14 protein-coding genes are annotated in these 16,795 nt (G+C 49.1%); all 14 read right to left on the bottom strand.

Going from position 1 to position 16,795, the window contains the following annotated elements; all coding sequences use genetic code 11:
- Positions 1-18 precede the first annotated feature (18 nt).
- Positions 19-1,464 carry a UbiD family decarboxylase gene (locus tag DCMF_RS22770; RefSeq protein WP_148136550.1) on the bottom strand — a complete coding sequence of 482 codons (1,446 nt, stop codon included), beginning with the start codon at positions 1,462-1,464 and terminating at the stop codon, positions 19-21.
- Positions 1,465-1,574: 110 nt separating this feature from the next.
- Entirely contained in the window at positions 1,575-2,897 is a 1,323-nt protein-coding gene (locus DCMF_RS22765; RefSeq protein WP_148136549.1) for a DUF4129 domain-containing protein, read from the bottom strand.
- A complete protein-coding gene (locus DCMF_RS22760; protein ID WP_148136548.1) occupies positions 2,894-4,219 on the bottom strand; it encodes a DUF58 domain-containing protein in 1,326 nt (441 codons plus the stop codon). The genes DCMF_RS22765 and DCMF_RS22760 overlap by 4 nt, the downstream gene beginning before the upstream one ends.
- Complete coding sequence (locus DCMF_RS22755) at positions 4,209-5,180, bottom strand: AAA family ATPase (RefSeq protein ID WP_148136547.1); 972 nt, start codon at positions 5,178-5,180, stop codon at positions 4,209-4,211. Before DCMF_RS22755 ends, DCMF_RS22760 begins: the two co-directional genes overlap by 11 nt.
- Before the next feature lie 272 nt (positions 5,181-5,452).
- Positions 5,453-6,511 carry an ornithine cyclodeaminase family protein gene (locus DCMF_RS22750; protein WP_214658827.1) on the bottom strand — a complete coding sequence of 353 codons (1,059 nt, stop codon included), beginning with the start codon at positions 6,509-6,511 and terminating at the stop codon, positions 5,453-5,455.
- A 167-nt stretch (positions 6,512-6,678) separates the two neighbouring features.
- A complete protein-coding gene (locus tag DCMF_RS22745; RefSeq protein WP_148136545.1) occupies positions 6,679-7,734 on the bottom strand; it encodes a Bug family tripartite tricarboxylate transporter substrate binding protein in 1,056 nt (351 codons plus the stop codon).
- A gap of 91 nt (positions 7,735-7,825) precedes the next feature.
- Positions 7,826-8,356, bottom strand: coding sequence for a tripartite tricarboxylate transporter TctB family protein (locus DCMF_RS22740; RefSeq protein ID WP_148136544.1), 531 nt, complete (start codon positions 8,354-8,356; stop codon positions 7,826-7,828).
- Positions 8,353-9,846, bottom strand: a complete 1,494-nt coding sequence (locus tag DCMF_RS22735) for a tripartite tricarboxylate transporter permease (RefSeq protein WP_148136543.1) — start codon at positions 9,844-9,846, stop codon at positions 8,353-8,355. Before DCMF_RS22735 ends, DCMF_RS22740 begins: the two co-directional genes overlap by 4 nt.
- Before the next feature lie 77 nt (positions 9,847-9,923).
- Positions 9,924-10,478: a cupin domain-containing protein gene (locus DCMF_RS22730; RefSeq protein ID WP_148136542.1), complete on the bottom strand. Its 555-nt coding sequence runs from the start codon at positions 10,476-10,478 to the stop codon at positions 9,924-9,926.
- A gap of 18 nt (positions 10,479-10,496) precedes the next feature.
- On the bottom strand, positions 10,497-11,024 hold the full coding sequence (locus tag DCMF_RS22725; protein ID WP_214658826.1) for a cupin domain-containing protein: 528 nt from the start codon (positions 11,022-11,024) through the stop codon (positions 10,497-10,499).
- A gap of 13 nt (positions 11,025-11,037) precedes the next feature.
- A complete protein-coding gene (locus DCMF_RS22720) occupies positions 11,038-12,006 on the bottom strand; it encodes a substrate-binding domain-containing protein (RefSeq protein WP_148136540.1) in 969 nt (322 codons plus the stop codon).
- 188 nt (positions 12,007-12,194) lie between these two features.
- Entirely contained in the window at positions 12,195-13,466 is a 1,272-nt protein-coding gene (locus DCMF_RS22715; protein WP_148136539.1) for a M20/M25/M40 family metallo-hydrolase, read from the bottom strand.
- Between the two features lie 214 nt (positions 13,467-13,680).
- Positions 13,681-14,667 (bottom strand): tripartite tricarboxylate transporter substrate binding protein, encoded by a 987-nt coding sequence (locus DCMF_RS22710; RefSeq protein WP_214658825.1) that lies wholly within the window; start codon positions 14,665-14,667, stop codon positions 13,681-13,683.
- Between the two features lie 14 nt (positions 14,668-14,681).
- Entirely contained in the window at positions 14,682-16,679 is a 1,998-nt protein-coding gene (locus tag DCMF_RS22705) for a tripartite tricarboxylate transporter permease (RefSeq protein WP_148136537.1), read from the bottom strand.
- Positions 16,680-16,795 lie beyond the last annotated feature (116 nt).

Here is a 16,795-nt window from a genome sequence, read left to right as displayed (position 1 = left end):
GCAAACCCCTTTCCCAATTTAAAGAATCTGTTTCAGTATTTCCGGGGGAAATAATTCCGGCCATTTCTTGATCAGCTTTTCCTTCAGTTCCGGACTGCTCTCACAGGTTTTGGGGAATTTGTCCAGCTTGTGATAAGGCCGGCAGGCATCAATGACCAAGCGCGAATTGATCACGTGTTTGTCGTCGGGATAGCTCATAGGATCCAGGGCCGTGCTCCAGCACCCTCTGAGGATCTCCACGTCTTCCCTGGGATCGGTCCTGGTGCACATGGCCCATACTACCTGATCCATATCGGCCGGATTGATATCGTCGTCAACGACCACGGTAAACCGGTTTGCGTATGCGCCGGCATGGCATTGAGAAGCAATCAGGCCGGCCTGCTTGGCATGTCCTGCATACATTTGTTTAATGGCGACGGTCGTCCACATGCGGCCGCCCCCTGCTTCATGGGCCCACACTCCTTTAACGCCCGGAATCCCGGCATTTTCCACCTCATCCCAGATGGCGGCGCATCGCAAGAATCCTCTGTAATAGGTATCATCACAAGGGGGAGCGGCAGGAACAGCAGCGAGAATGACAGGATCATTCCGGTGCAGCAGGCTCTGCACACGAATCACGGGCTGGTTTCTCACGCCGCTTGCGTAATAGCCGGTCCACTCTCCGAAAGGACCTTCCTTGATGGTATCATCCGGATGGATAAATCCTTCAAAAGCGATTTCCGCATCAGCAGGGATGGGAAGGCCGGTAACGGGGCCGCTAATGATATCAACGGCTTCGCCTCTTAGCCCGCCGCATACATCATATTCTCCTACGCCATAAGGTATTTCCATCCCGGACATCATAAACAAAAGGGGATCCATTCCCGCCACTATTACAACCGGGCAAGGTTTACCCATCTTAAAGTATTTGTCCATAATGATATGGCCTTGTTTCCCCTTGGAAATCATCACGGATGCCGTGGTGGCATCATAAATCTGCACCCGGTAGGCGCCATAATTAATCCAATCCGTATCCGGGTCTTTCATTAGGACCATACACCCGGTGCCAATAAATCTGCCCCCGTCCAATTCATGGAATAGAGGAGTGGGAAACTTCATAATATCCACATCTTTTCCCTGGGAAACATTCTCCATAATGGTGCCGGTTTCCACCAGTCTGGGGGGAATCTTTTTGAAGTCCTTCAAATAGTTACGCCAAAACATCACCAGATCAAGTTCATTGGTATTTTCCGGCAGACCAAAGGACAAAGCAATCCTCTTCAAAGAAGTGCAGGAATTGGCCAGAACACGGTAACCGGAAGGATAACCGGGCACCTTGTCAAACATCAATGCAGGCAGCCCCATTTTCCTTTGATAGAGGTCGATAATGCCCCCGATTTCCTTATCCCAGTGGGCACCCTCTACCACTTGCAAATCGTTCATTTTTTTAACTTCTTCCAACCAATCTCTTAAATCTCTAATCATCGATCTACCTCCATCGTAAAATTTGTTGTATCCTTGGATACAATATTTATTCTCTAAAAAATTTCTTTTCCCTTCTCTTTCATGCAAAAAATATAAATTTTTTCGCCGGATTAATTCATTTTCTTTCCCTGGTCTAATTTTACCACTTTTAAGCTCCTGAGGACAAAATTAATTTTTTCCTGGGAAAAGGGCTGACCGGCTTCTTTATAACGTTCCAGATAAAAAACTGCCGTTAAATCCGCAAGGGAATCCGCCATTTGAGGATATTTCTTTTTGAGCAGAGGACATAGCCGGTCCAGGTACTCCTGGGGTGTTTCTCCTACAGCCCTGCGCACACCATTTCGCCGCCCCCATCTGAGAAAGAAATAATATAAATCTTTCACACCCCGGGGAGGAAGGGGTAACCATTCTCGTACAAGTTCTTTGACCCGGTGAAAAAACCATTTTAAGATACGGGCCAGCTGTTCCTTAAGCCTCTTCCCATGAAAACGAAAGGTAACACCCTCTTTTTGATCGTGGGGAAGAGACTGTTTCAAATCCAGAAGGACCCGGAGGATTCTCCGTAAGCCGACTACAGCCTGGATCAAGATCAGGATGAGCAGGATGCCCAGAATTGTCCAGAGAATGATCATGAACCATAAGGGAGCGCTATCCCCAAAAGCGGAATAGGCCCCAGCGGAACCACTCCCGGATATTTTGGGCAGGCTTTTTGTTGGTTCAACAGTTCTGTCTAACCCGGTGATCTGGAAAAAGCGGGCGATCAGGCCCAATAGTTGGACGCAGGCCTGGATCACTTTATCCAAAAGGTGGGTGAATCGATCCGTCGCCACAAGCCACCCTAAAAAGAGGCCTGCTGCCATAAAGAAACCACTGAGCAAAAGGGGGAACCCGGCGCTCCACCGGCTAAAATTTAGCCGGGAAGGAAATCCTTCGGAATGGGCTAAGGCCTCACGAAGTAATCCCATGAATACAAAACCGCCTGCCCCCAGCCAAAAGAAGGGGATCTCCAGGGAAAAATGCTGCTGCGCCATGACCAGCAGCGTCATGATGCCCAGCCCGATTTCTAAAAACCGGACCCGGTCCCTTGAAGACAGCGGTTCCATGAGCAGGTAAACACAAAGGGGCCACAGCAGGGCTATTTCCACGATCCCGGGGCATGCGCCCGGCCACCACCGGGCAGCAGTAAGCATCTGTAAAACGACTACCGGTAAAGCGCCACCCAGCAGCCCCAGGAAGATGTTAAACAGGATCAGCCCCAGCATACTCCTGGCCCGGCGCAGAAAGCACCTGTTGCCCATGTGGGCCAAAGCGATGGTGATTCCCCAGAGCCACCAGGGAATCATGGCACTCCCCAGTCCAAACCCGGGATTTAGGGCCGCTGCCAAGGGATAAATCAAACAAACAATTTGTACTCCCTCTAATAGGGCGGTCATATTTCATTTCCCCTTTTACCTTTGGGCCCACTTTCCGGCGCTTCGTCCACCGGAGTTAAGCCCAGGAACTCTTTTAGAGAGGCGTCTTTTTCCCAGCCCGGTATCAATGAGATTTGCTCCCAGACTCCTTCATATTCCCTTTCCGGTTCCAACTGCATCCAAATTACTTTGTGCCGCTGGGCAACCGTTTGCAAGCTCTCATGAAGTTCACAGCCGGACGCTGCGGAAAGAATAATTAAGGTGACCCCGGGGGGAATGCTTACCGCCTGGAACACCTGGTCCGGCTTTATTCTAGTGCACCCGCTTTCCAAACAGGCAAGCAGAGAAAGAAGTTGAAAAAAACGGCCCCTTTGATTGCCGGATGCCGGCGCCATGAAATAAGGCTGCGGATTTTCCGGCTGAAGCAGCACATCCGTAAGAAAACCCCACTCCTGATTTTTCTCTGTCATCCCTTCTGCGATGGTAGCCGCCGAACTCAGTAATATTTCCCAGGCAAATTCCGCCTTTTCCGGGGACCAGGGCCGGGCCGCCAGGCTGGCTGTCTCCAGAAAAATACAGCTCCGGTGGGCCGCCTTTCCTTCCCAGATATTTGATTTTAGGGAGTGAAAGCGGGCGCTGGCTTTCCAATTTACGCGCCGGAGCGGATCTGTCTCTTGATAATCACGAATTCCTGTCACCAGTAAAGGATCTGTGAAGAGAAAGTTGAGATCGGCTTTTTCCCCCAGGGGGTCTCTGCGCTGAAGCTCAAACCGGTCGGCAGGCAGCAGGTGGGGATAGACAATGAGCTCAGGAATTTTTTTTACCGCCCTTTCCCGGGCAAAGAAGGCAAAAGGGTCCCCACTCTTGAGCCGGGCTGTCCCAAAACGGAAATACCCCCTGCGTTTAAAACTGATCACATATGCGCAGGTATAGTTTTGATGCCGGAAAATCCACCCCAGACGGCATACCCGCCGGCCATCTTCTTCCAGTTGATAAGGACTTCCTTCTTCCACTTTGCCCCCTTCCTTGGATGGGGCCTGCTCCAGCTCCAGCCAGGGTACAGGCAAAGGACTTTTATTTCCTACCGATATTTCTACTTTCACAGGAGTGTGGGGAAAAACCTCCCCGATGGTGGCCGTTTCCCCAAATATCACACCCTCCAGGGCAAATTTAGCCCACACACGGCTTAAGAGCCAGACAAGGGCCACAAGGGTAACCAGTATGGCCAGCGGGTAATAGCGCCAATATACCGCGATCAGGATCAGGGTTATTAATCCCCACAGTCCCCGGTCGCTAAAAATCACATAACCATGATAGGGGTGCACCCGGGCACTATTCGGCATGACCGTTTTCCTCCCCAAACACCGGTACCGGAATCGTTTCTAAAATTTCCTGGACGATATGCGCTCCGGTTAAGCCCCCCATTCTTTCCCTAGGCTTGAGAATTAAACGGTGGGTCAAAACCGTTTCCCCCAGGTATTTGATGTCGTCCGGAGTTACGTAATCCCGGCCCCGGAGAGCCGCTAAGGCCCGGGATGCATAGAAAAATCCCAGACTGGCCCGGGGACTGGCCCCTACGGCTACCGCTTTATGGGTCCTAGTGGCACGGCAAATATCAATCAAATAATCTTGCAGAGATTGTTCCACCTTAATCTGGGTGCACAATTTCTTGAAACCTTCCAGTTCTACCGGAGTCAACAGGGGCCTTAAAGCATGGATCGGTTCCTTACTGCTATAGGCATGCAGCATGGATTTCTCCTCTGCTGAGCTGGGATAGCCGATATGCAAACAAAACAAAAACCGGTCTAACTGAGCCTCCGGCAAAGGAAAGGTCCCTTCCTGCTCAATGGGGTTTTGGGTAGCCAAAACGATAAAGGGACGGGGGAGCACTCTGGTTACCCCATCAATTGTTACCTGGCCCTCACCCATACACTCTAAAAGGCTTGACTGGGTGCGGGGGATAGCCCGGTTGATTTCGTCCGCCAGGACGATATTGCTGATCACGGGTCCTTCCCGGAAGCGAAATATTTCATCTTTTTGATCAAAATAATTATACCCGGTGACATCTGCCGGCATCAAATCCGGGGTAAATTGAATCCGTTGAAAGGAACAATCCAAACATCGGGCTAAAGCTTTGGCTAAAGTCGTTTTGCCTGTACCGGGCAGATCCTCAATCAAGACATGCCCGCCTGACAGCAGTGCTGCCAATAACAATTCTACTGCTTCCGGTTTGCCCATGATCACCTTGCCTACTGCATTTTGCACTTCCTGTATGCGCGCCTGTAATTGTCCCAGACCCTCCATCGAAAACGTCCTTTCTATGTGGTCATATTCCTGCCGTAATGGAAGCAAGTTTCTAAATATTCCTTCCTGAATCATGGAAGCCAGCGAAATAAATGTTTTGCTAAAATTTCCAGGAGAACCTATAGAAAAAGGCAGATCCTTTCATCCACCTTTTTTTCGATCAAACAAGCCCTTTCTATGCAAAGCACTATTTCACTTCATACACCAACTGAAAAGTCTTTCCTTGTTAACCTGCTGATAATAGTGCCTCTTTTCCATGAGGTTTCCCAAGTTTACGGATGGACATCTTCGGTGAACCACTCCGTGGGTAATATTCTGCCTAACCCCGCTGCCTGTGCCTTTTGATACACCAGGTGGGCCACCGCCGCAAATTGTAAACCAAGTCCCATGTTATTCAGAAAACAGGTGATCTGGGCCTGGTCCTTTCTTTTTACCCGGCCCTGCACTAAAGCCGTGATATCCCCATCAGCCTCCCGAGGCATGGGGCGATAAGCTTTGTTAAGGCCGGAAACTTCCAGTCCGCCCACAAAATAATGCTTAGGCTTTCCTTCTTGGGTATGAAGCACCAAAACATCGCTCCGCATTAAAATGTCATCACCGATTTCTCCCCGCTTAATGGCGGAAACATGTTGACCCGGTTTCACCAGCCCGGCGTTCAGGACAGGCTCTACCGCATTGGTGGTCAGACACACAATATCGCTATCCTTCACCGCTTCCTCGACTGTCGGTACCGCCTGCACCCCAATGCCCAACCTTTTTGACCACTCTGCGGCAAAACTTTGCCGGTGTTCCGAATTGGGACTGTAAACCCGGATTTTGCGCACCGGCCGGACAGCGCACAACCCCATGGCTTGGGCTCCTGCCTGCCAGCCGCTTCCCACAAGTCCGACGGTTGCCGCTTCCTCACGGGCCAAATAACGGGCGCCCAGGGCGCTGGTACCGCCCACTCTAAAACGCTGGATCACACCATCCGAGATCATCGCCAGCAATTCTCCTGTCACGGCGCTAAAAAGCTGGATCAAACCGAGCCAGCGTCCGCCAGGTAAGGAAGGCACTTTCTCTCTAATCACCACACCGGCCCTTTCCGGCCAGCGAATAATATCAGAATTAAAGCGGAGGGCTACAACGCCTTCTTTCAGCAAAGCCCCTTCCATGCTTTTGAATCCATAGACATCCTGACCTTGCTGCCCTCCCGCCATCAGAATATCCGAACGGGGTCGTGATAAAGCTTTTTGGTCGGCCATCTCCAGATAGGCTGCTTCCAAAGCTTCAATTGTCTCCGACATTGTAATGACTTTTTCTACATCTTCATTGGATAATAACAATGTCAAGCCTAACCCCTCCATTCTGTTTCTTTATTCTATCTTTATTTTATTTTTATTTTCTTCATGCTTAACACTTTTCAAATAAATCCTCCATGATAAATAACTCAGGTAGGAAGAAAGTGATTCCAGGAATCAGCATGAAAAATGCCGACTCCTGGAATAGGGAATAAAAATTATTCAGCTTTTTTCAGAATTTCCTGCAGAATAGGAGCAATACTATCTCCCGCGGCCATACTATCGGTAATAAGCTGCTTAACGTCTGCGCTGCTTAGATATTCAACCGGTTTTTCCGAATCCTTCATTTTTTGGACCAGTTCGGGATCCTGCAGTGATTTTTCAATACCTGCTTCAAGATCCTTGATCCGGTCTGCCGGGAAATCGGGAGGAGCAAAATAGACCCGGCTTACCTTAATTAAGTTGATCGCCGTCTGGATCATATCTGCACCCTCTCCTTGGGCCAGACTTATTGCGGTAGGAACCCCGGGAAGCTCCGGTACTTCTTTGTCGTAAACAACCATAATCGGTTTTACGTCACCCGATTTAATCATCGGAAGCATGGTGCTTAGAGAGGTCTGGAATAAGTCAACTTCACCACGCACGACTGCCAGGGAACCCTCTTTCGTGCCGTCATATCCCGTAACAGGTAAAACATCAAATCCCAATGCTTTGGCTTCAATACCTAGAGCAAAGAAGTCGTCGTCACCCACGCCGGATACGGCAAAACTAACAGGATCCTTAGCCGCCATGACATCCTGAATACTCTGGTATTTTCCTTTGGCAGGAACAACCAGTACGGAAGGCTCCCCATAGAGACGAGGTAACCAAGTTACTTTGTTTACATCATATTGGACCCCTTCACTTTTAGACAATTGACTGTAAACCATTGCCGTGCCGCTGGTAAATCCAATCGTCAGCCCATCCGGCTGTGCAGCCCAAACCTGGTTTCTTCCTACGTTGCCGCCGGCGCCGGTAACGTTATCAATCACGATCGTAGCGTCCAGGTTTTTCTCCAGGTATGGCTGAACCAGTCTGGCATAGGTATCATAGCCGCCGCCCGCACCATGCGGTACCACAATGTGCAGTTCCTTACCCTGGTAGAAATTTCCTTCTGCTTGGGTTTGGTCGTCTGTGCCGTTTTCAGCAGGCGCAGAATTACCGCCACAGCCTGCCATAAATAATGCAGCAAGTGCAAGGATTGAGAAAACCACCAAAATTTTCTTCTTCAACATCTAATCTCCTCCTTTTCATCTTCCAACTGTACTTCCTAGATATTGAACAAAAAGGGTTGTTATGAGAATTTCACCTCCTTATATCAATAGATTAAAACATTTTGCCGATAAGCCCTGGGTATAAGCTAATCTGCAAAAGTACGCTGAAAAAGAAATAAAGCACTGCCGTAGCTCCAATCCCGGTAATGATAGACCGCAACCATGGAGACTTGTTGAATAACCGAAAATACAAGGTAATAAAAACCGGGATGGTAATCACGTATCCAAACACATAAATCATGGCGAAAAGCCCCAATAGAATGCCAATGGCCGTAGATTCTTTTGTTCCCTTAATGACTTCCTTTTCCAAGGTCTTTGCCGCTTCTTCATCGGCTTTGCGCCGGCCCTCTTTCTTGAGGCCGGTGGCGCCGAAGAGTTCCATGGTGTCAATGGCCAAGTCCACATCATTAGCCTTGCTGTTTTGGACAATGAGCTGAGCGATGATTAAAACTGTTGATACAATGGATATCGCTAATGGCATTAATCTGGCTCTGGGAGAATAATCAAGAGACATGATGCCAATGGCAACAAAAACCACTAAAAGTAACACGGCTGCAATGTTTTCTTGCGTTCTATTACTCATACGGTAAGCTCTCCTTTCTTTTTACGGCGGTGTTTGCTGTAAAGAGGATAGGCCGTAGTAAGAATGATCACGATTAGGAGACCCAGTGCGATGGGGCGGGTCACAAAAAACGTGTCGCCAAAGAGACGCGCCGAAATGTGGTAATACCGTTCAATCAGGCTGCCCATGACCATGCCGATGACCAGGTTTGCTCTTGAATAATCATATTTCTTCATGTAATAACCAACAATGCCAAAAATGACAGCGATGATCACATCACTGAAACTTCTGTTCACTGCATAAGCGCCGATCAGGCAAATGACAAAAACAAAGGGAATCAATGTCGTTCCCGGCAGGCTGCTGATGCGCACCAGCCTTTTGGCCAGCCCTAACCCGATCCCGGTGGCCAGCACATTTGCCAGTACAATAATCCAAACCATCATCAGCACTATATCCAAATGCTTGGTCATCATTTCCGGTCCCGGAGCAATCCCCATGATCAAAAGGGCAATCATCAGGATCGCCGGACCCTCTCCCCCCGGAATGCCGAAAGTGAGGGTAGGAATCAATCCGCCGCCTTCGTTGGAAGCGACGGCAGCTTCACAAGCAATGACCCCTTCCGGAATTCCTGTGCCGTATTTTTCCGGATGTTTGGAAGTTTGGACTGCTTGTCCATAGGCCATAATATTCCCCACCGTACCGCCCACTCCGGGAAGGGCGCCGATAAAGACACCCAGAACACTGGACCGGATTACTAAACTCCAGTTTCTTAAGGTATCCTTGATGCCCTGCAGCGGTCCGCTTGTTGCTGCAGGAGCCTGACGTTTCACGATAGCGCCGCCCCTCACAAACAACTCAATCATTTGAGCAAGGGCAAACATGCCAAGCACAGCCGGAGGGAACGTAATTCCTTCCCACAGAGAAACTAAACCCATGGTAAAGCGGGGCGTTCCTGTCATGGGGTCCATACCGACAAAGGCTATCAATAGCCCCAGGCCGGCCGCCGCCAGACCCTTCAGGAAAGAGCCTGACGTAAATAAGGCAATCACCGAGATGCCCCACAAGGCCAGCATAAAATACTCCGCCGGACCAAGGACCAGAATAATGGGCCGGATCACGGGCAAACTAACCAATAATACGAGGGCGCCGAAAATCCCCCCCAGCAGGGAAGATGTGGCGGAAGCGGCTAAAGCCCTCGCTCCTTCCCCGTTTTGGGTCATGGGATAGCCGTCGAAACAGGCGGCCACATTCTTGGAAGACCCCGGCACATTAAAAAGAATGGCACTTTGTGATCCGCCAAAACAGACGGCAACATGGGCGCCCCAGAGCAGGGCAAGGCCCTGCGCCGGTTCCAGATTATAAATAAATGGCATCAGCAGTACCAAAACTACTACTCCGCCGAGCCCGGGAAAAAAACTAACCACTAAGCCGAATATTACGCCAACCGCCAATAATAACAGAGCGAGTGGACTTAGCAGGGCACCAAGGCCCATTATAGCTGCATGTAACATAAAAACCTCCCTCTTTTAAGTATTCATTCAATTTGACAGGCTTTTTCATTCTTATGCCTTTTGCGATTTGGGGGATTTTATTTTACCTGTTCCGGGGCCGGTTCAATTTGCTCAAGATCGTCAAAATCCAACATTTTATACACATTATTAATCGCCGACATAATGCGCGCCGGGTGGTCCGGATCAGCATTAAAATGCTGGTGCACCGTATTGACCGGAATCACGATCAAGTCCCCCGCTTCCCAGTCAAATCTTTTCGGCTCTTCAGCGACAATCCATTCATAGCGGTCCGTCAGTTTCATATCCACATCCCAGTGCAGGTCATAGCCCCGGCCCTCCAGGACAAAAATCACTTCCTCCGCCATATGGCGATGCTTCCCGGATTTACTGCCCGCTGGAATCTCTTGCATATAGAGGTTCATCGCTTTACTGATGGCGTCCATTTCATCGTTGATCACATGCTTGATTTTTCCATGACAGCATTCTTCCCAAGGCATATCTTCCGGATGGATCACCTTCATCAATTTTGCGTGTTTTTCCGGCCGTTCCTTGGCTGCCTTCAGAATATCTTCATAATAGGTGGTTGTTTTGCTCCCTTTATTCCAAACCTCAGATTCTGGGTACTTTTTCATCGATCGTCTCTCCTTCCTTTAGTCCTCAGGTTTAAAGCCTTCCCAGCCCATCAGCGGCTCTTTGCTTGCCGGCTTGATCAGTTCCTGATAGGTTAGATTGGCAAACATGGCCAAAGATTTGGGCTTCAAGATCACCACTCTGGCCGGAATCTTGCTGGTGCAGAAATGCTGGTGCACCGTGCCTCCCCGAATGATGGCCAGGTCACCTGCGGCCCACTCGATTTTGACACCATCCTGCACATCAAAACCAGTGCCCTGGAGCACGTACATCAAAGCGTCGTTTTGATGGCCATGCAGTTGGGATTCCGTCCCAGGCAGAAATTCCTTTACATGGGTGTAGATGGTCTGTATGCTGCCGTATTTAGGATCGAGAAGAACTTTATTAAACATTCTGGGACCGCCCTTAAAAGGCACCTGACTGGCCTTAATCACCCGGGGTAGTTCCCGGAGTCTTCTCCTTTCTTCTTTGAGGTCATAATCTCCTTCAAGACCTCTGACATGAAGCCTTCCTTTTACTTCCCAAGCTTCCAACACTTTTTCTGACACAATCTTTCCCTCCTTATTGTTCATCTTTTTCCGCTTCCAAAGTGCTGCTTACAAACAAATCATCTAACTGCGGCTTCTTTTTGATTAAGCCGTCAGCCAAAGAATATCCGATCATGGTATTTAAAGCCTTTTCGTTATCTTTCAGGTTATAGGGCCAGGGATCGCCCCCGAACATGCCCATTTCCTCCTGTAAATAATGATTATGCCAGACCAGGCTTGACTTCCTTTGATCCCTTAGGTATTTATAGCATTCTTTTTTTGCGTGACAAAAGGCTTTATAGATTTCGCCGGCAACCCAAGGGTACCTGTCCAGGATTCGTTTATGAATCACCACCGTGTGCATGATGGGAAAAATCCCGGTATTTTTAAAATAGGTCATTTCCTCGGCAGCATAATTATCAAATAGCCGCCTTGTACCGTCTTTTTGATTGAGACTGAGTGTCTCTTGGGGATAAATCAGCGCATCGATGCTTCCTTTCAACAAGCACTGGTCCAGATTCTTGTCTTCCGGCCCGATGCGCCTGACATCAAGCCCGGGAGGAAACACGATATCTAATTCTTCATCATCTTCGGTAACCCAGTGTACATTTTTTCGCTCCACCCCATAATATTCTTCCAGGATTCCCCGCAGCCAGAGCCCGGCCGTATTTTGAAACCTTCTCACACCAATCCGTTTATGCACCAGATCCAGGGGATGCCGGATCTCAGAATCCTCCCGCACGAAAAGATAGCCGTGCCGGAAGCGCCGGTGGGGAAATACCGGGATGGCCACATAATCCCGGTTTTGCTCATGGGCAACTAAATAGGAAGACATCGATAATTCACAGACATCGAATTCCTCCCATTTCAACATTCTTTTATGGCGTTCAGGCGAAGACAAAATGACGGGAATGAATTCTATTCCTTGAATCCGGACAGTACCATCAATCAGGGCACGTGTTCTGTCGTAATCACCGCACGCGAGGGATAATTTAATTTTCATTGTTACCACGCTCCCGTATACAAGTATCCACTGCTTTTAAAAAAATTTTTACTTTAGTGTGTTAATGATACACAATGTATATTTGACAATAAAGTCTGTTATCCTCTATAATTCTCCCTCGTTCGGATAAATTTTTTCTAATCTTTTGACTTTTTCCTTAAACTGCCTTTTCCCGTCCCTAAAACAGTTTATGCTTCCGCAACGCCACAAATCTTCATCGCTGTTTTGCCGTATATTTTCGCTGTCATCACCAGGTCGGCAACGGTTAAATATTTGTCCGGAAAATCCGGAGATTGGTGCCGGATGGGCCCAAATGTTACAGAGGGAATCCCCATTTCATGATAGACATTGGTATCCCGCCACATGCTGGTAATATCCTCAGAAACACTAGGTGGCTCCGTACCGCTGATCTCCCGGTAAGCCCGGGATACGGCGCCCACTAACTCCTCCCCGCCCTTTCCCGTATATCCCTTCCGGTACAAATATACTTCCGGCCGAAGCTTTAATCCGGTCCGGTCCAGAACGTCCTGCAATTCCTCAAGTATTTCCTCCAGGCTCGTTTCCGGAGGCAGCCAAATGTCAAGATAGATACTGCAGCTTGCCGCCGTTTGGCTTGGGGAATAGGGAATGCCGCCTCTGATCGCACCAATATTTACCTTGGGTCTAATCATCCCGCAGGGGGACGATTTTTTGTGTTTTTCCTGGTATTCCTGGGCCCAGCGGGTAATCCTTTCCATGACCAGGCTCATTTTTACAATGGCATTGGGATGGTCCGTCACAGGGGATCCGGCTTCCACCCGGAGACGCGGTGTATAAATGCTCTGCCCGGCAACGGTAACTTTCACATAGGCCACTCCTGAGTTGACCCATGAAATGCCAAAATTTGTGGTCTCGGCAACGAGGGCATAATCCAGGGGTGGACCCTCGATAATGGCCTGTTTTGTTCCCGCTCCCTTCCCCAGGTATTCCGCTCCCTGATATTCTTCGATCTTAGCACTGCCTATTTCTCCCACCACGGCAGTTAGGAGCAGATCCCCCTTCAGTCGGATTCCAGACTCTTTCAAAGCCTTGGCCGCGATCAAAAAGGCAGCCATGGGGCCTCTGTCATTGAGCATGGCCAACCCAAAAAGCCTGTTTCCTTCCCGCCAGGCCCGGTATGCCTTCCTGTTTTCCACCCCGGTTTGGGCCTCCCCTTGGAAAACGGGAAGGGTATCCATGTGGCTGTTAAAGGCCAAATTTTTTCCTCCGCCCGTTCCTTTCACCATCCCCAGTACATTGAAACGGGTTCCCGCAACGATCTGCTTCTGGGCGGAAAATCCCTGATCACACAACCATTTGAAGACAGTTTCGCCTACCTGTTCCTCATGACCGACAGGGCCGTAAATATCTGCGAGCAGGAGGGCCAAAGAGGCAATTTCCTCGCCATCGATCCGGTTGAACACTTTCTCAGTGATATTCATAACATCTCCATCGATTTATTTTCATAATTTGCTCGCTGGAACTCCCGCGGGCAACGATCAGGGGCGCACTATTTGGGGGGCATTTCTGGTAAAAGCGGATCCCCTGACCGCGCTGGGGAAGTCCCCATGAGCACGGGAGACTTACGATAAGTTATCCCGGTTAAATTCAACTTCCATGTTGAGGCAGTTCCGTTTAAGCGTGAGTCGAAAAAGATTATTTACCGTACTGCCTACCTGCATCAACGGATTCCTGAACAGCTTTCTTTACCTCTTCCTGTGAGATCGGTTCTACCACATAACCGGTTTTCTCCGCTTGAGCCACAAATTCGGGATCATGCATGGCTTTATCCATGGCATCAACCAGTATCTTGGTAACATTGGCATCCAGGTCCGGCGGGCCGGCCAGCATCACGCGTAAGCGGCCGGACATGCCGTCAACACTGCTAAACCCAAGTTCTTCCGTTGTTTTCACGTCAGGTACGAGGGAACTTTGACCCCCGATTAAAGCAACCGGTAATAATTTCCCCTCCAGGGAAGTGATATTTTTAAACACCGATTCCGCCGTACCCATAAATACATCCACGTCGCCACGGGCTACAGCCATACAGGCCTCGGGATAACCGTTATACGCAATGAGCGTAGGAACACACTCTACTCCTTTAGCCAGGCAGTTAATCGCCGGAATATTGTCTCCCGAGGTAGCAAAAGATACCTTCTGTCCCTTCATCTCATCAAGTGTTTTATATTTGCCGTTGGCACTGATGACTACGAGACTGGGTGAATTGGTAATTTGGCCGATCCAGGCCAGACTCGCGGGATCATGGCCCTCTAAACCTCCTGCAAGCTCTAGTAAGGCTAAATGTAAAGGATCCGCCAAGGCCAGGGTGTAACCGTCGGGTGTGCTTTTGAGCATTTCCAAGGTACCAATCTTGGCATCTGCACCAGGTACATTCTTCACCACAATGTTCACTTGCTTGGGTAGATATTTGGGCATGTACTCGGCAAGCAAGCGTGCTTTCAGATCATATCCGCCCCCTGCATTATAGGGTACAATAAAGGTAATGTCCTTTTCAGGCCAGTTAACCTCTGCCTGGGAAGCTTCCGGTGTGGAAGTATCGGTAGTCTGGGTTCCGCCGCACCCCCCTAACAACAAGGCGGTCAAAATGAGCACCAAGCCTAAAGAAATCATTGTTTTTCTCATGTTAGTACCTCCCCTTATATGAGCCTCTGTATACTTTCCCATAACAACCCCGCAGGAAGGGAAATTTCTAATAGCCAGGCAAAAATCAGCGTGAAAATTCCCGAACCCACGGAAAGAGGTATTAGAACCAACCAATTTTTATAACCGGCACGAAGAGCGACTGCCAGCAAGAATAAGGCGCTGCTTAGGGCAAAACCAATCAGGTATACGCAAATCACAAATACCAGCAACATGATACTAAACAACCACATGGGAATCATGGGAACATTCCCGGTTTTCTCTTGTTTTGCTGCCACCAACCCTGTTTTTCCATGACGATACGCGAATAATCCCAGATGCAGTGCGCGTATGCCAATGAGGGCAAGGCCCAAGATACAAAACAGACTTGGAAATAAGGCTACCCTGGGCTCATAGTTTCGGCCTAAAACAATAAAAGTGACAAACACGACGGCTAATATCACCAGTGTCAGGATCTCTTTTCCCGTGACTTGTTCTGAATTTGGCGTCTCCCCTGCTGATACCTGGAAGATGTCATTTTCTACCTTGATGAAACGTTTAAAAAAGCTGATCAGGTATGGGCCTGCTAAAAAAAGAACCGTAATGGCCAGGATCGTAACAGATATGGGACGATGAAGGAAAACCAATGGTGAGCCGTAATCAATACCTAAGGAGCGGTGTAAGTTCTGCTCCACCATCGGCCCCAGAATCAAACCCAAAACTAGGCAGACAACCGGATAACCAACCTTATTTAAACCATAGGCAATCAGGCCAAAGACGATCAATATGAAAAGATCAAACAGGTAATTTCGTTCTACAAAGGCCCCTAAAAATGAGAGAATTGTGATCACGGGTGCCAGCAGTGCATTAGGAAGCGTAATTACGGGAACCAGGATTTTGCACAGCATGGGCCCGAAAATCACGTAAGCCAATTGCCCCAGCAATAAACCGGCAAATACGATGTAAGGCAGCGTTCCTGCCGTCATAAACCGGGGACCCGGGTCAATACCGTGAATCACTAAAGCCCCCATCAGAATCGCCCCTGTTACAGAGCCTGGAATGCCTAAAGTTAACGTGGGAATCAGATCACCAACTACGCAGGCCCCTTTGCCCACTTCAGCTGCCACTAACCCCTCGGGAGCACCCTTGCCAAACTGGTCTTTATTTTTTGAATACTTCTTTTCGACCAGGTAAGTGGAGATTCCCGCTAAAGAAACACCCAGGGCCGGAAGAATACCGACAAACCACCCCACAATTCCTGCCCTGATGATGGATACAGGTCTTTTCACCACCTCCCAGAAGCCGGAAAGAATCCGATCCTGAATATGGGCAGCCTTGGCAATGGAGCCTCCTTCTTCCAACATATTCATAATCTGAGAAACAGCAAAAATTCCTAGTGTGGATACCACTACCGGTATCCCGGCCTCCAGCCAGAGGATCCCGAAGGAATAACGGACACTTGTACCGGTTACGGGATCCTGGCCAATAGATGCCAGCACCAATCCGAGACAAACCATGATGATACCCTTCATCGTTTCTCCCTTGGACGCGATAGAAACCAAACTAAGTGCCATCACACCTAAGGCGAAATATTCCGGGGCACCGATTTGCATAGAGAAGACTCCAATCGGTTTTGCCAACAGCACAAGGGAAAACCAAGCAATCGCACCGCCGACAAAAGAAGCTAAGGTAGCAATGCCCAACGCCCGGCCGGCCCTGCCTTGTTGCGCCATAGGGTAACCGTCCCAGCATGTGGCCACTGTACCTGGCCCGCCGGGAACATTAATGAGAATTGAGCTTAGAGAGTCTCCGTAATTGCAGGAAGCATGAACTGCGGTCAAAAAGACCATCGCCGCAGCAGGATCAAGGCCAAAGGTAAAGGGCAGCATTAGAGCCACGCCAAAATTTGAGCCTAGTGCAGGCAAAACTCCGATCACAAGCCCAAACAATGTACCCAGTAACAGCCACAGTATATTAGTTGAACTGAGTGCCGCAACAAATCCATCTAACCACAAATCTCTCACCCCTAATATACTAACTATTAAATTTTTCTAAGTGCTTCTCCTCTTGCATCCTCGGATACTAATGTAGGCCCTTTTTGTTGCCTGATTTTCCCGGACAAACGTTACGG

It is taken from the genome of Candidatus Formimonas warabiya (assembly GCF_002777255.1).
In the GTDB taxonomy this organism is placed as follows: domain Bacteria; phylum Bacillota; class Dehalobacteriia; order Dehalobacteriales; family Dehalobacteriaceae; genus Formimonas; species Formimonas warabiya.
Note: the sequence above shows the minus strand (reverse complement) of the source record. Positions and strands in the feature narration are given on the sequence as shown.

Excerpts from the sequence above, each read along its gene's own strand:
- DCMF_RS22720 (WP_148136540.1), bottom strand. The coding sequence starts at position 12,006 with ATGAAAATTAAATTATCCCTCGCGTGCGGTGATTACGACAGAACACGT.
- DCMF_RS22710 (WP_214658825.1), bottom strand. The coding sequence starts at position 14,667 with ATGAGAAAAACAATGATTTCTTTAGGCTTGGTGCTCATTTTGACCGCC.
- DCMF_RS22765 (WP_148136549.1), bottom strand. The coding sequence starts at position 2,897 with ATGACCGCCCTATTAGAGGGAGTACAAATTGTTTGTTTGATTTATCCC.
- DCMF_RS22770 (WP_148136550.1), bottom strand. The coding sequence starts at position 1,464 with ATGATTAGAGATTTAAGAGATTGGTTGGAAGAAGTTAAAAAAATGAAC.
- DCMF_RS22730 (WP_148136542.1), bottom strand. The coding sequence starts at position 10,478 with ATGAAAAAGTACCCAGAATCTGAGGTTTGGAATAAAGGGAGCAAAACA.
- DCMF_RS22740 (WP_148136544.1), bottom strand. The coding sequence starts at position 8,356 with ATGAGTAATAGAACGCAAGAAAACATTGCAGCCGTGTTACTTTTAGTG.
- DCMF_RS22755 (WP_148136547.1), bottom strand. The coding sequence starts at position 5,180 with ATGGAGGGTCTGGGACAATTACAGGCGCGCATACAGGAAGTGCAAAAT.
- DCMF_RS22760 (WP_148136548.1), bottom strand. The coding sequence starts at position 4,219 with ATGCCGAATAGTGCCCGGGTGCACCCCTATCATGGTTATGTGATTTTT.
- DCMF_RS22735 (WP_148136543.1), bottom strand. The coding sequence starts at position 9,846 with ATGTTACATGCAGCTATAATGGGCCTTGGTGCCCTGCTAAGTCCACTC.
- DCMF_RS22715 (WP_148136539.1), bottom strand. The coding sequence starts at position 13,466 with ATGAATATCACTGAGAAAGTGTTCAACCGGATCGATGGCGAGGAAATT.
- DCMF_RS22745 (WP_148136545.1), bottom strand. The coding sequence starts at position 7,734 with ATGTTGAAGAAGAAAATTTTGGTGGTTTTCTCAATCCTTGCACTTGCT.